Origin of the sequence: Pseudomonas glycinae (assembly GCF_001594225.2) — a bacterium.
GTDB lineage: Bacteria > Pseudomonadota > Gammaproteobacteria > Pseudomonadales > Pseudomonadaceae > Aquipseudomonas > Aquipseudomonas glycinae.
The window spans coordinates 6,085,883-6,100,917 of record NZ_CP014205.2; the positions used below are offsets into that span (position 1 = coordinate 6,085,883).

Annotated in this window: 9 protein-coding genes; all 9 read right to left on the reverse strand. The window is 64.7% G+C overall.

Features of this window, described 5'->3' with window-relative positions; genetic code table 11:
- A complete protein-coding gene (locus tag AWU82_RS27865) occupies positions 1-804 on the reverse strand; it encodes a hypothetical protein (RefSeq protein ID WP_064378907.1) in 804 nt (267 codons plus the stop codon).
- Positions 785-2,506: a GspE/PulE family protein gene (locus tag AWU82_RS27870; protein ID WP_064378906.1), complete on the reverse strand. Its 1,722-nt coding sequence runs from the start codon at positions 2,504-2,506 to the stop codon at positions 785-787. Before AWU82_RS27870 ends, AWU82_RS27865 begins: the two co-directional genes overlap by 20 nt.
- A gap of 83 nt (positions 2,507-2,589) precedes the next feature.
- On the reverse strand, positions 2,590-3,123 hold the full coding sequence (locus tag AWU82_RS27875) for a response regulator (RefSeq protein WP_064378905.1): 534 nt from the start codon (positions 3,121-3,123) through the stop codon (positions 2,590-2,592).
- Between the two features lie 236 nt (positions 3,124-3,359).
- Positions 3,360-4,313, reverse strand: coding sequence for a peptidylprolyl isomerase (locus AWU82_RS27880; protein WP_064378904.1), 954 nt, complete (start codon positions 4,311-4,313; stop codon positions 3,360-3,362).
- Positions 4,314-4,328: 15 nt separating this feature from the next.
- The gene (locus AWU82_RS27885; RefSeq protein WP_064378903.1) at positions 4,329-5,879 is read right to left on the reverse strand and encodes an ABC transporter substrate-binding protein; all 1,551 of its coding nucleotides are present in this window, start codon (positions 5,877-5,879) and stop codon (positions 4,329-4,331) included.
- Positions 5,880-5,888: 9 nt separating this feature from the next.
- Positions 5,889-6,515: an SCO family protein gene (locus tag AWU82_RS27890; protein WP_064378902.1), complete on the reverse strand. Its 627-nt coding sequence runs from the start codon at positions 6,513-6,515 to the stop codon at positions 5,889-5,891.
- Positions 6,512-7,162: an SCO family protein gene (locus AWU82_RS27895; RefSeq protein ID WP_011333425.1), complete on the reverse strand. Its 651-nt coding sequence runs from the start codon at positions 7,160-7,162 to the stop codon at positions 6,512-6,514. Before AWU82_RS27895 ends, AWU82_RS27890 begins: the two co-directional genes overlap by 4 nt.
- Before the next feature lie 13 nt (positions 7,163-7,175).
- The gene (locus AWU82_RS27900) at positions 7,176-9,098 is read right to left on the reverse strand and encodes a YncE family protein (protein ID WP_064378901.1); all 1,923 of its coding nucleotides are present in this window, start codon (positions 9,096-9,098) and stop codon (positions 7,176-7,178) included.
- Between the two features lie 75 nt (positions 9,099-9,173).
- The gene (mnxG, locus tag AWU82_RS27905) at positions 9,174-14,999 is read right to left on the reverse strand and encodes a manganese-oxidizing multicopper oxidase MnxG (protein ID WP_064378900.1); all 5,826 of its coding nucleotides are present in this window, start codon (positions 14,997-14,999) and stop codon (positions 9,174-9,176) included.
- Positions 15,000-15,035 lie beyond the last annotated feature (36 nt).

Sequence of the window (15,035 nt, forward strand, 5' to 3'; positions counted from 1 at the left end):
TCAGGCCACCGCCCGGGACATGACGTACAAGGCGTCACGCACGGTCATCGAGTTGTCTTCGAGGGTGCGCAGGTGCACCCCCGCCACATCCGGTTGCGCATCGAGCCGCGCCGGGGCGTGCAGATAAACGTTGAAGGCGCGTTCGCTGGTGGAGGCTTGCAGTTGCCGTTCACGACCGATCAGCGCGCTGAGTGCCGCGTCGCTGTCGCTGCCGCCCACCGAGCGCACCGACGACCAGCGCCCTTCCCTTGCCAGCAGCAACACGCTGCGTTGCGGTTCGGCGACGATGAACAGGAAGTCACCGGCGTCGAGGCTTTTGTCGAAACGGTTGAACGCGGTCATCAGGTACGGCTGCACCGAACGCAGGCGCAGGCCGCGACCGCTGACCAGCGTGCGCAGGCGTTCCAGCAAATCCTGCGGCAAGGCACTGGCGATCCGGTCATGCCCGGCCGGCTCGGCCGACAGCACCAGGCTCCACGGTTGGGTCGGAGCGCCGAACAGGTCTTCGAAGCACAGTTGGGCGAAGCCGCGCAGTTCGTCAGGGCTGCTGATCTGCTCGCTCCACGGCACCAGGCAGAAACGGCTGAAGTGGCCGGAGATCACCACGCTCAGCTCGGCGCCGGTACGGGTGTGTTCGCCGAGCAGACGGTCGAGGGTGTCCAGCGCCACCGCGTAGCTCTGAAAGCCTTCGTCGATGTAGCCGACGCTGCCCAGCCACAGGGTGTCGCTGCCCCGGCGCTGGCCGAGGCCGACACCACTGGCGCCGAGCACGGCGATGAATTGATCACGCGATAAAAGTGACACGATTGATCTCCTCCAGCGTGGTCCGACCGTGCTCCACCAGCTCCAGCGCCGATTCGCGCAACAGGCGCAAACCACGGGCGCAGGCCAGGGCTTTGATCTGGGTGATGGGTTGGCGCTCGACGATCATCTGCCGCAGTTCGTCGTCCAGGTGCAGCAGTTCGGCAATCGCCGTGCGTCCGCGATAGCCGCTGCCCCGGCAGTGGCCGCAGCCCTTGCCGTGGACAAAGTGGTAGTGATCGACTTTCTGTGGGTCGAGGCCCGAGGCGCGCAACTCTTCATCGCTCGGGTTGACCGGCGTGCTGCAACTGCTGCACACCAGCCGGATCAGGCGCTGGGCGAGAATCGCGTTGAGCGCCGAAACCAGGCTGTAGGGGTCGATTTCCATTTGGGTAAAACGGCCGATCACGTCAAACACGTTGTTGGCGTGGATGGTGGTGAACACCAGGTGACCGGTGAGCGCCGATTGCACGGCGATCTGTGCGGTGTCCGGGTCGCGGATCTCGCCGACCATGATCTTGTCCGGGTCGTGGCGCAGGATCGAGCGCAAGCCACGGGCGAAGGTCAGGCCTTTTTTCTCGTTGACCGGGATTTGCAGCACGCCCGGCAGCTGATATTCCACCGGGTCTTCGATGGTGATGATCTTGTCCACGCCGTGGTTGATCTCGGTGATCATCGCGTACAGCGTGGTGGTCTTGCCGCTGCCGGTGGGGCCGGTCACCAGTACCATGCCGTAGGGTTCGGCGGCCAGGCGACGCAGTTGGCGCAGGGTTTCGTCTTCAAAGCCCAGCGCTTGCAGTTGCACGCCGCAGACCTTGTCGGCCAGGTCCTGTTTGTCCAACACCCGCAGCACCGCGTCTTCGCCGAAGATGCTCGGCATGATCGACACCCGGAAGTCGATCTGCCGGCCGCTGATGCCGATCTTGAAGCGACCGTCCTGCGGTACGCGTTTTTCGCCGATGTCCAGCTCGGCCATGACCTTGACCCGCGAGATCACCTGCTCGGCGAACTCGCTGCCCTGGATCTTGCCGATGTTGTTCAGCACGCCGTCGATCCGGTACTTGATCACCAGGCCCTGGCCAGTGGTGCCGAGGTGGATGTCGCTGGCGTGCATTTTCAGCGCGTCGTACAGGGTCGAGTTGACCAGTTTCACCACCACGCTCGAGTCTTCGCTGATGCTGGTCAGCGACAGGCTTTGCAGGGTGTCGGTCTCGCTGCCGGCGTCGGCCTGGGCGTTGAGCGATTCGACGGCGTGGAAGCTTTCTTCGTGGCGGGCCAGATAGGCCTTGAGGTCGTCGGCGTGCACCAGGTACAGCGGCGCGCCGTGCAGGCATTCATCGATCCAGGCCAGGCGCGACGTGTCGAAGGGGTCGGCGAACACGCCGACGACTTCGTCGTTGTGGCGCAGCAGGATGAATTCACGTTTGAGGCATTGCGCGAGGGTGACCCGGTCGAACACCGGGGTCGCCAGAAACAGCGTGTCGGTGTCGAGCACCGGGTAATGCAGGGTGGCGCCGAGGCTGGCAATGAACGGCATCGGCGCCAGTTCACAGAGCACGGCCAGTGCATCGAGCACCCGTTCCCCGGAAGTGCTGGCCCGTGCCCGGGCCTGGGCCAGTTGCTCACTGGAAAAGCGTGGCGGGGTCTGGGCCTCCAGCGCAGTGTTGACCGACAGCGGTTCGACGACAACGGACAGACGATCCATGGCTTGCTCTCCAACACCCGGGGCTTGAGGCCCTGACGGCGCGGGAGGCGAATTCGGCGAGTGCCGGAACGTCTATCGCGCCATTACTCCCCGGTGAGCATTTGATCGTCGTCCGGTGCCATGACCTCCGACCGGTTTCGTCGGCGGTCCGCCAGCACCCAACTGCCATCGTACAACTGCAACGGGAAGCTCTCGGTCCTGCTCTGGCGTCGTTCGACAAAGCCTTCGGATGGGCTCGCACCGGGTTTCGCTTCGCGCTTTATCCCCAGAAGGTCGCAGACAGCTCGGGCCAGTTCCGCCAACGGAAACGGTTTGAACAGGATGTGACTGACCCCCAGTTGCCGCGCCCGCTCACAGACTTCAGCGGTCGGGTGACCCGTTATCAGCACGAAATGACACGTCCTGTTCTGGCGGACCGCGTCGAGCACCTCGAACCCTTCCATATCGGGCAAGCGGTAATCGAACACCAGCACGTCGGGGGCGAAAGTCTCGGCCAGGCCGATTCCCTCTGCGCCGTCATGTGCAATCCGGACTTCCAGCCCTTGCGCCGACAGATAATCCTGAAGGTTCTGTGCAAGCAGCTGTTCGTCTTCGACAACCAGTACTTTGTTAACCAAGGTGGACTCCCTGAAACCTCAAGTGCCGGCAATTGAAATTCAATGACCCGAACCTGCTGGAGTGCGCCTCACAAGAGGTAACGCACACTTCATGCCAGGCTGAATGCCGGTAATTTTTTGTCTTCATGTCCTTGAATTGAATGGAAATGCCCGCTCGTCCCGGTACCCCGTTCCCCAGAAACGGGGAAGCACCTGAATGGGCATCGAAGCCATTCCCCACTATTGGGGGGGAACCTTCAGTCGTCGTCAATTCGTTCGATCCTGTTCTCTGCCCGTAATTGCGCGAGCACCTGACGACGAGCCTGGGTCTGTTGCTGTCGGGCGAGGTACGCCCTGACTGTTTCCAGCCCTTGCTCCTCTGGGACATCGGCCGCCTCCCTGTGGTTCTCGACAAAAATCAAATGCCAGCCGAACGGTGTGCGCACCGCCTCGCTGACCTCACCAGACTTGAGGGCAAACGCTGCCGTTTCGAAGGCCGGCACCATCTGCCCACGGGCGAAATACCCCAGGTCCCCGCCCTGGCTGGCGGTGACATCTTCCGATCCCGATTGCGCGACGCTAGCAAAGGTTTGCCCCCCTGCGATAGCGGCACGCATCTGCATCAAGCGTAGTCGTGCCGCTTCAACCGTGGCGGCATCGGCATCGCCGGCAACCTTGATCAGAATGTGCCGGGCCTGGACCTGCTCCGGTGCGCCCATTTCGGCGCGGTGTTCGTTGAAGAAAGCCCGCACGGTCTGCTCGTCCGGGGCCTGGACTTGGGTCAGTTCGGCAAACATCCGCTGCGCCGCCAGTTCGCGATGGGTGTACTCGGTGAACGAGGCCTCATCGAAACCGGCGTCCTGCAAACGCTGGAGGAATTTGTCGGTGCCGCCGATGGCGGTGCGGGTCTGTTCGACCTGTTCGCGCACGGTTTGCTCATCGATTTTCACCCCGCGCTTGCGCGATTCCTGCCAGAGCAGTTCCTTGTCGATCAGCGTGTCCAGCGCGGCCTGACGCAGTTGTTTATAGGCCTTGGGGTTGCGGATGCTCGCCACGGCACGCCCCTGATCTTCCAGGTACTCGGCGAAAAAACGTTCCAGGCGAAACTCGGAAATCGCCTCGCCGTTGACCCGGGCGGCCACCGGTTCATTGTTCGCCATTCCCACCGACAACCAGCCTGTCAGCAGCCAACACAGGGTTTTGAGCTTCATGATCAGGGCCTCCGGTCAGGGCGTGGCAATAATCGGTTTGTAGGGAGCGACCAGATAAAAACGCTGGTCGGGCAAGTCAACGGTAACCACGTGCGCCCCGCTCAGGCCTAATCGTCGGCCGGGGCCGAAGCTCAGGCGCGGGGTCAGGCCGGTGTCGAAGTCGTGCAAGCCTTCGAGGGCCGCCACCAGTTTTTCGCGGCTGGCGTCGCGGCCGGCCTGCTTCATGCCTTCGCTGAACAACAGCATCGAGGCGTAGGCGCCGACTTGCAGCACCGCGTGCTGGGCGCCGAGGCCTTGATGCTCGCGCAACAGCGTCAGGGCCATGCGCCCGGCCTGGGTCCAGTCGCTGGGCACGAACGGATACGCCAGAAACACCCGCCGGGAAAAGCCCTCCGGCACCTGCAACAAATCCCCCGCCACCTGGCTCGACGCAGCAAACAGGTACGGCACCTGCCCGGCATTCTGCAATCCGGCCGCCAGCCGACTGAAACCTCCGCCGCTACCGAGGTAGAACACTGAGCGCGAGCCCAGCGGCAAGCTGTCCGCCGCCGGGTCGTAGGCCTGCAGATGGACTTTTTCCCAGCCGTGATCCTGTAGATATTGGCCGAGGACCTGTGCCGCCAGCACCTGCGCCGGGTCATCGGGATAGGCAATCAGCGTCGGCCCTTGCAGCACTCGCAAACTGGCGGTGGCGTAATCAGCCAGCGCGATCAGTTGCTCGCGCAGCCCCGGCAGCGGTTCGAAAATCTGTGGGCTGGCCTGCACCGGGCCGAGCAGCGACATGGCCCCGATCAGCGGCACGCCGGACTGTTCCAGACGTGGCGCCAGTTCGCTGTCCAGCGCCGGGGCCAGTGGCGCGATCAGGGCAAAGACTTGCTCTTCCTCGATCAGCCGTTGCAGGGCCTGTTCGGCGCTGGCGCGATCCGGACCGGGGTCAGCCACGGTCAGGCGCAACTGCCGGCCGTGAATGCCGCCGGCCTGATTGATCCGCGCCACACTGCCGTTGAGCACCGCCGCGATGGTGGCGCCCTCCTCGGCCAGCGGCCCCTGGCTGGGCAGCAAGGTGCCCAAGTGCAAGGTCTGGTCATCGAGCCCCGGATCGCGGTCATCGGCCAGGCGTTTGAGGTAAGCCGTGAGATTGCGCTGATCCTTCATCGACAGCAGGAAGCGCGGCATGCTCGGGTCAAGGCGATTGTTACCGGGGTCGCGGCCCTGCTGAATCACCCGCGCCAGACTGCTGTCGGTGTAGGCCGGGTAGTTGCGGCCGTTGACCTGTTGCTGACCGTGGATGCTGGTCAGCCGCGACCAGTTCAGTTCCGGCGGACGCACCCCGCCCTCGGGCCGGCCGAGACCGTCGGCGCCGTGGCAGTTGGCGCACGGCAGGCTGGTGGCCGGCAGCAACACATCCGCCGCCCCGACCCGCGCCATGATCGGCTCGCCGCTGGCGGACAGGCCTTCGCGGTACAGACGCTTGCCGGCGCTTTCTTCATCGGTCAGCGGCAATGCGGCCGCGCCGAGGCTGACGCCAGCGAGCAGGATCAGGGCGAGGACGCGGCCGAGGTTCATGGCGCGGACTCAGCGGCCGGCCACAGGCATTGTCAGCAGCTGCAAGCGCTGGGCAATGGCGGTGGCCGGGGCGTCGGGACGGATTTTGCTCCAGCGTTTGTTGGCCACATCGCCGACGATCAACTGGGTCGAGTGCTGCTCGGGCGTCGGCACGATCTGACCGATGCGGCCCAGCACCAGGTCCATCTGCGCCTTGTCGCCGGTAAGGAAAAGCCAGTGAGGGTCATCGGCGCCCTGCTTCAAGGTGTAAGCCTTGAGCACCGCCGGCGTGTCGCGCAGCGGATCACTGGTAAGGGAAATGAAGGTGATGCCGTCGGCCTTGTCTCCCAGCAGCTCGCGGACTTCCTTGAGCTTGCGAGTGATCAGCGGGCAGGCGTCATTGCAACTGGTGAAGATCACGTTGAGCAGCACCACGCGGTTGTGCAGCGCATCGCTGTAGAAACGCTGGACGTCGCCGTTCTGATCCAGCAGCGGCGTGTCGGTGAACCAGGTTTTCGCGTCGTGGGTGCCTTTGGCCGGTGCGGGCGCAGCGCTGGCCGTTGCCGGTGCCGGTTGTTCGTGGCCTTCGTGAGCCAGGGCCATGGCGCTGAAAATCCACAAACACACTGTCAGGGTGATCCGGTCCAGGGTCCTCATGGCTGTTGCTCCATGGCAATCGCGGTGTGTTTGGCGTGGGTGCGCAGGCCGCTGAGTTTCTCGACTTCCTTGGCCAGCAGTGCCGGATCGGTGAAGCCGTAATAGCGCGTCCAGTGGCGACTGTTGCCGTCACCGACGAGGATCAGCGGCTGGTGATTCTTGAAGTCGCCGCTGAAACTGCCGAGGCCCTTGAGCGTGGCGCTGATCGATTGCGGCGAACCGGTGAGCCAGCTCCAGCCCGGGCCTTTCTGGAAGGTGCGGGCGTAATCCTGCAAGCGTTTCGGGTCGTCGCGCTGCGGGTCGATGCTGATCGACACCAGTTGCACTTCCGCGCCGACCCGGGCACCGAGCTGTTTCTGCACCTTGCCCATGATCGACGAGACCACCGGGCAGACCGTGGTGCAACTGGTGTAGATGAAACTCATGACCACGATTTTGTTGTGCACCAGATCCTGCTCCAGGTGCACGGTCTTGCCGTTCTGGTCGAGCAACGGCACGTCGGCGAACTTGACCTGGGCGTGTTCCTGGCTGTTGGCGGCCGGTGCGGTGTGGCCGGCATGCTCGTCCGCCGAGTGGGCGCTGGCCTGCTGGATACCGACGGCCAACAGGCACAGGGTCAGCAGGCCACGGGATGCAAATCGGTTCATGGTCGTTTCCTCGTCACTGAGTCTGGCCGGGCAGCACCCGGACACTGGCAAAGGTCTTGTCATCGAAACCGGCGCCCAGCGAGGCCGCGCGCACGTGCAGGTACCAGGCGCCGCTGCGGTCGAGGGTCACCGGTGCTTCGTACACGCCGTCGGCGACTTCCAGCGCCGCCACTTCACGGGGCCGGGAAGTCGGGGCGAGGAAGTAGCGCAACTGCACGTCGGTCACACCGCTGCGCTGGATCTTCTGTTTGCCCTGGACGATGCGAAAGCGCACCACGTACGGGTCGTTGAGGGCCACGGCGGTCTTGTCCAGCAGGAACTCGACTTTTGCCGCGCCCAAGTGTTTTTCCGGCGCGCCGTCGGACGCCACCTGCGCGGTGAAGCAATGAATGATGTTCGGCTGGTTGAGCAGGAACGCCACGTCGAAGCGCCCCGCCGCCGGCAGTTTCACTCGTGAGCTGTAGAGACCCGGCGAGACTTCGCGCAGGCTGCGGTCGATCACCAGCGCGGCGCGGGCGATCTGCCCCCGGTTGGGGTAACCGGACATCGGCGCGTTCATGCCTTCGGCGTAGAAATAGGTGGTGTTGTCCACCGGGTTGACCACGAACACCGCGTTGTCATCGCGCGATACCGCGAGGCTCGATGCCAGCGGCAGATCCCCGGCCAGCCGTGGCGGCTGCGGCCCGGCTTCAAAACCCTGAGTAATCGGCTGACGCCCTTCGCCCAGCGAAGACAGGTTGATCATGGTGACTTTCGGCGAGGCCAGTCCGCGCACGTAGGCATACGCCTGGGTGAACACCACTTGATAGGGTTCGGCTGAAACCTCCAGGTCATGGATCGCCGAATCGTTGGCCGCGTCGATGACTGTGGCGCGGTTTTCCACCGTGTTCAGCACCACGCCAAAACGGCCGTCGGCGCTGAAGTCCATCGGGCCGAGGCCCTGTTGCAGCTTGATCACCCGCCTCACGGCGCGGCTGTTGCTGTCGATCACGGTGACGGTGCCGTCCTTGCCATCGGCCACGTACACCGCGCCGGACAGCGGCGAGTACGCCACCGACAACGGGCTGGAGCCGGTCTTGACCTGTTGCACCAGGCTCAGGCCGGCGACGTCAATGACGCTCAGGGTGCCGTCGTCGCGGTTGCTGACGAAGGCGAAACGGCTGTCCTTGCTGAACGTGATTTCGTGGTGGCCGCGTCCGGTCGCCAGGTGTTTCAGCGGCTTGAGACTCTGGGTATCGATCACCGTGACCCCGGATTCTTCAGCCTTGCTCGCGTTGTTGCCGACCCACAGCAGGCGCTCGTCCGGTTGCAGGGCGACCCGCACCGGTTGGCTGCCGGCGGCCACCGAGTCGATGACCTTGAATTGCTCGCTGTCGATCACCGCCACTTCCCCCGCCGTCGGCATCGACACGAAGACCTTTTTGTTGTCCCTGGGCGTGACCCAGTCCATCGGCGATTGCTTGAGTTCGATCCGCGCCAGGGTGCTGGTAATGCCGCCGACCGAGACGGACGGATCAACCACCGAAACACTGGCATCGCGGTTCATCACCAGCAGGAAATAGCTGTTGAGGTCGAGCAGCGGCCGCGCTCCGATATTGGACTTGAGGAACGTGCCGACCCGCGACTTGCAGCTCTGGTCGCGGCCCTGGGCCTGGTCGGCGGCGACGGCTTGCGGATCGATCCACGCCCCCGGCGCCACACCGGACAACGGCTGGCCGGAGGCGCCGTCGGTGACGCGAAACTGCACGTCGGCGAACTCGCCCTCACGCAGCTGGCCGTCGCTGGCCAGCGGCTTCAGATCGAAGGCGATCGACACGCCGTCGCGGGTCAGCACCTGCCCGGCACCGGTTTGCGCCAGGGCAATCTCGCTCAGCGTGAGCAGCGCGCCGGCCATCGCCAGCAGGCAGACGCCGATGATGTTGATGATCCTGTTCATATCGCTCTCCCCTACAAATCCTGTCCCCACCTGTGGGAGCGGGTTCACCGGTTCCCACAGGTCGCGCATTGGCACCTACTGAGCAGGCGGCGCCGGCTCCGGCTCATTGGTCACCCGCAGCAATCCCCACAGCCCCGAGGTGTTGCCATAGGCGCCGTAATCGCGGAACAGGTAGTCCCCCGGTATCGCATTGCTGCCCCCGGCGCTCGGGATCATGAAGCTGAAGTGCGCCGCCGGCAGGACGCTCTCGTGAGCGCCGATGTACATCGACATCGGGTTGTAGCCGAAGCGCACCGAACCCACGCCCGGCGTGCCCATCGGGTAGCCACCGGTGTCGCTCTTCTCGGCCTGGAACGGGTTGAGCGACCAGACGTGTCCGTCGAGCTGGAACGTCGTGCCGCGACTGCCGCCGCTCGGCATCAGAATGTGGGTACGGAACGGCTGGCCCGGTTTGGCGTACAGCACCGGCGTCTGCGGATCGCCGCCCACCAGCGCATTGCTGTAGGCCATGTGCGCGTTGGTCATGTCGCCATAACCCGCGCCATCGGCATGACCGAACGGCGCATCCGGGGCGAGGCCGAAGCGATACCACAAAGGTTCGGTCTTGAAGTTGATGGCCATGCTCGAGTTGTCCTGCGGATCGGTCGGTACACCGAGGCCCTCGGCCGCAATGCCTTCGACCGGCCGGCCGTTGGCCCAACGGGTGTTCAGCGCCTTGTGCCAGACCATCGCGAAGTCGCGGTAAGTCGTCTGCCCCGGTGCGGTGACCGTGGCGTTGACCTTGCGCGCATCGTCGACCCAGGTCGCGCCGATCGGCAGGATGCTCATCGCCCCACCCAGGCCTTTTTGCGGTTGCTTGATCACATCCGCCGGGGTGATGTTCAGGCCTCCGAACTCCACGGCCGTGGCATTGATGTTGTCGACACTGCGGCCCAGTTGCGTGACCGGTTTGCCTTCACGCTCCAGGTGCCCGGCGTAGTACTGATAGGTCCGGGTCGGGTAGGCGCCGCTGCTGCCCAACCGTGGCGGCACGGTCTGGATCGGGTTGGCGCCGACGTTGGCACCGTCGGATTTGGTGATGTCATAGGCCAACAGTTGGGCGTGCAGCCCCACGTGGCTGGACGGCCGCATCAGGTTGTTGCTGAAGGTGGTCGAACCCAGGCCGCTGTTGCGATCACGTTTGACGATGCCCTGCATCACCGCGGTCTGGGTCAGGTCCGGCATCACGCTCGGCAGACGGTTTTCCAGGGTGATGTTGATGCAATCCCCGGCCGCTGCGCGCAGCACCAGCGGTTCGACCGGAATGCCGGGTTTGAGCTTGCCACTGACCGGATCGAGGTCGGATTTGCGCACGTACAGGATCGCTGTCGGATCATGCAGCGGCCCGCTCTGGCCACCGATGGTGATGGTCTCGCCGTCCTCCGGATCGGTCACCGTGACCTGCGGAATGCTCACCGTGCGCGAGTTCAGCACCAGGGTGCCGCCCGCCGGATTCAGCGGCCCGCCGACATGCTGACCGAGCCCGGCCGAATCGCCGATGCTCAGGCCCAGCGAATTGCCGAGGATGTCGTTGGCCAGCGCGGCGACCACTTCATAGTTGCGCTGCACCGTCGGCCGGGTGCCGATGCCGTTGGGGTTGGCGCTGATCCGTGGGCAGCTGCCTTCGAACGCCACGGTGTTGCGCATGCCGGCCGGACTCGGGTTGTTCGGGATGGCGAACAGGTCATTGCGTTTGGCCGTGTAGTTGCGCATCACGCCCCAGATCCCGCTCCAGTAGCCTTCGATCGAAGCGTCCATCGAGTACAGATAGTCACCGGTGGTCGCCGCAGAGCTGGACAGCATCGACACCGGTGCGATGAAGCCCATCTGTTCGGAGATGCCGATCATCTGCGAGGCACGCCAGCCGGAGTTGGAGCTGTTGCCGAAACCGGAACCGCTCTGCAGCCACTTCACGCCGTGCAGGGTGACGTTGTGCTCTTCCTCGTGGCCGCCGGCATGCACCCGCAGACGCACGTTGTCGCCGGTGTAGGTGCGCAGCATCGGGGTGAACGGGTCGCCCGGCTCGCTGCCGCCCTTGTTGATGTGCGGCGGGAACAGCGTGGTGCCGCCAGTCGGGCCGGTGGCGGCCGTCACCAGGTTCGGCGCCAAATTCATCGCCGGGATCGCGCGGTCGGTACGGCTTTGCATGGCGTACGCCAGATCGCCGCCGAGGCCGTCGGCCTGCATGCCGCGCTTGCCGTCCGGGCCGACCTTGTTCGGATCGTAGACCCGCAGGGCCAGCGGCTCGTTGCGATAGTTGACGACGAACATGCCCGGATCATCCACGGAGATCGCTTGCGGGCAAGGCCGGCTCGGGCAGCCCGGCACCTGACCGCCCTGCACTTCCAGCACGCCTTCGAGCAGGGTGCTGGCGTTGTTGCGCACCGGAGGGTTGATCGCGTAGCGGAAGCTGTCGGCGGTGGCCGGGAACGCTTGCGGATTGGGCACGCCGTTGGGGCCGGCGCCCACGTACACACCGGCTTCATAGGCGTGCTGGAAGTCGCTGTATTCGAGGAAGAACTCACGGAAGCTGTCGTTCTTGCCGTCGCCGTCGAGGTCGCCGGTGTTGATCACCGCCTGCCACGAGGTCGGCCCGCCGTCCTGGCGCGCGCCGCTGTACAGAGGCTCGCCGGTTTCGGCGTGGAACCAGGTGGAACCGGCCGGTTCAGCCAGCACCGTGGCATACAGGCCAATCTGCTGGTGAGTCGATGGGCCGAGGTGGTCGTGGGTGAAGATCGTGCCCAGCCCGCGATCCACGCCCTTGGCGTTGACCACCGGGTCGACGAACCAGCGTTGCATGGCCGTGCGCGCGCCCATCCAGTCACTGCGCCCGAACTGGCCGAAGAACGGATGCGCCTTGGCTTTCGGGCAGGCCTGGGTGCCGTCGCGCGGGTCGCTGCCCTCGCACTGGTTGAATTCACGGATCGCGTGAATGCGTTCCTGAACGGCGCCCGGAGAGAGCACGCCGTCCTCGTAGTTCCAGCCGTTGGAAGAACCGTCGGCAGCCGTCAGGTCCCACTTCGGCAGGTGAATGTGCTGGCCGATCACGTCGGTCGGCGTGCGCACCTGATAGTCGTCCATCTCGTAGGTGGCGGGCACCAGGTTGGTCTGCTGGTATTGCACGCAGTCGAAGGTGTTCATGCGCATCACCAGCGGCTCTGGCGGACGCTGCTTGGTGATCACTGGCCAGGCGTCTTCCCACAGCGCCAGAATCCGCGCTTGCGGGAAGTGATAGCCGACCTTGTTGTAGACCGCGTCGAACTGGATGTTGGCGGCCTTGTAGATCCGTGGCCGGTCGGCGGTGAAGGTCGAGGCGCCGACGAAGGACATGCCGTCCAGCCGGTCGCCGCTGGCGAATTCACCGCTGCCGGCGCTGCTGGTCAGGCGTTTTTGCCGGTCGTCCATGCACGGTTCGTAGTACGGCGCACCGGCCATCGGCAAGGCGCCGTTGGTGCGGAAGGCCTTGGCCACGATCTGATTGCCGGGCAGCAGGGCAAAGCTTGGGTGATCCTTTTTCGCGTGGAACGCCATCGCCGCCTGTTCCACTTCGGTGCCCTCTTCGGGCAGGTAAATCGGTTTGGCGCGGGTGACTTCCTTGGAGAAGTCCAGCGAGGTGGTCACGGTGTGCGCCTCGCCTCCGGCCGCCACCCCGTCGAGGGTGTGACGCTGCAAGCCGCCGTCCCAGCCGCCGGACTGATTCGGATCGAGGTTGGCCCACAGCGCTTTGCCGCTGGCTTTCAAGGATTGCGCGGTGGCGGCGTCGAGCATGTCCAACGGTGGGGTTGGCGGACGTTGGCCCACCGAACTTTCCATGCCGCCGATCCAGAACGGATAGCCAGGGTTTTTCAGGCTGCCGTCGGCGTTGCGGTTGGCTTCGCTGCGATCGACCAGGGCCAGCGAACCGATGGCTTGCGAACCACCGTTACCGCCATGGTGTTCGCCGTCGTCCTCTTCCTCATCGTCGTCATCGTTACCGGCGACCAGGGTTTCGCCGATTTTCGGCACCACCACCACTTTGCCCGGCATCGGCGCCATGGCTTTGCCGGGCAGCGGCACGACGGCAGGAATCGGCGTGCCGGCGATGATCTCGCCATCCGGCAAGGCGCGGGCACCGGCGGCGGGTTTGCCGCTGCGCAGGGCGTAAGGTTCGCTGTGATAACCATCGGCGCCCTGTTGCGAGACTTCCAGCCGGGTGCCTTCTTCGAACACATCGTGCACCCGCCACATCGACCACATGCCCTGGGCAAAATGCGGGTAGAAGTGGCAGTGATAGATCGCATCGCCGGCCACCCGGTTGCGGTTGCCGGAACCGCCGTTGGCGATTTCGTAGGTATAGCCGGCGCCCGGACCGATGCCTTGGGCATCGACGTAATCGGAGTTGTCGTCGTTGGGGTTGAACAGCCACTGATGGCCGTGCAGGTGAAAGATGTGCTGTTCGTGGCCATTGTGGGTGTTGCGGAATTTGACGAAGTCACCGATGTAGCTGTGGTTGACGTTCGACGGCTCCGACGGATACAGGGCCATGGTGGCCTTGACGCCGACCTGATCGGCGCTGGGTGTCTGGCCGGGGGCGATGTTCTCGAGCCCGGTGTTGGCCGGCACGTCCACCAGCATCGCCACGTCGCCGACGGTGTGCGAGCTGAGGAAGAATTCTTCGTAGGCACACGACAGGCAATCGTGCATCGGTCCCACGCCGAGGCGGTTGGCGACCACTTCGGCACCCATGCCGCCGGAACCGTAGTTGATCATGAACGAGTCGCGGGTCGGCTCCAGCACATGGGCCATGACCGGGTCGGCCCAGTAGGCGGGGAATGCCTGGGTAGCGGCGGTTTCGTCCTGGAACTGCGAGGCGAAATCGCGAAACGGCTCGAGGCGATTAGGGATCGCCGGGTTGCGCTTGCCCATCGATTCCAGCGGATAGGTGCTGGGCGCAAAACTGCCATCGGCGTTGCTGCCCATGACGATCGCGTCGCTTTCGCTGGAGATGATTTCGTTGCCGTCGACCATGCTGATGATCGGCGTGCCGGCCTTGCCTTCACGCAACCACGGTTCGCGCTGCGGGTAGCGGGCCTGGTAATCGACGATGGGGTGACCGGCCGGTGTACGGCCGGTGGTGGCCAGACGCATTTCTTCTTCGGTGAGGGTGTTGCGATAGGTGCGTCCCGACTTCGGCACCACCACGACCTGGCCGAACAGGCCATTGGCGGTGTTGCCGGCCGCACCTTCCCCGCCGAATGTCGCACCACGGCTGCTGACGGCAAACGCCCCTTCGCGCTCGGCGTACAGCACGTACGAACGGCTCGCGCCCGGCGGCACCAGGGTGTTGGCGTTACGCCCGGTGTAGGAGGAAATGTCGTCGATGCTGTTCACCGCTTGCAGGCCGTTGACCTGGAAGCCGACATGGCGGTCGGCGACCTGCTCGTCGACCTTGAAGGCATCGGCGCCACCGGGGTTCACGGTGCCCTCCTCGCCTTCAGGCCCTTCGAAGTGCTTGTTCGGGTTGGCCTGGTAGTCGAGCAGGTTCTGCAGGTTGATCGTCAGGCAATCACCGGCGGCCACCCGCAGCACCAGCGGCCGTGGACGCTTGTCCGCACGCAGCGAGACCTTGCCAGGCACCGCGCTGCCGCCATAGGCCAGCGAGACGTCATGGTCATCGACCACATCGCGGCGCAAGGCGTACATCATGCCGTTGGCATTCTGCGCACCGAGGCGGTTGAACATCAGCGGTTGATCGAAGGCGACTACATTGGCCACCAGATTGCGCTCGCAGCGCACGGCGGCGCTGGCCAGTTCGACGCTGAGCATCGAGACCAGCAACAGCAGCCAGTTCAACAGGGGCGGTGCGTGGTGAATGCCAACCATGATCGGAAACCTCGTAGTGGGTGCTCACAGGGAACG

Coding starts and splice junctions, on each gene's coding strand:
- AWU82_RS27870 (WP_064378906.1), bottom strand. CDS start 2,506: ATGGATCGTCTGTCCGTTGTCGTCGAACCGCTGTCGGTCAACACTGCG.
- AWU82_RS27880 (WP_064378904.1), bottom strand. CDS start 4,313: ATGAAGCTCAAAACCCTGTGTTGGCTGCTGACAGGCTGGTTGTCGGTG.
- AWU82_RS27885 (WP_064378903.1), bottom strand. CDS start 5,879: ATGAACCTCGGCCGCGTCCTCGCCCTGATCCTGCTCGCTGGCGTCAGC.
- AWU82_RS27890 (WP_064378902.1), bottom strand. CDS start 6,515: ATGAGGACCCTGGACCGGATCACCCTGACAGTGTGTTTGTGGATTTTC.
- AWU82_RS27895 (WP_011333425.1), bottom strand. CDS start 7,162: ATGAACCGATTTGCATCCCGTGGCCTGCTGACCCTGTGCCTGTTGGCC.
- AWU82_RS27900 (WP_064378901.1), bottom strand. CDS start 9,098: ATGAACAGGATCATCAACATCATCGGCGTCTGCCTGCTGGCGATGGCC.
- mnxG (WP_064378900.1), bottom strand. CDS start 14,999: ATGGTTGGCATTCACCACGCACCGCCCCTGTTGAACTGGCTGCTGTTG.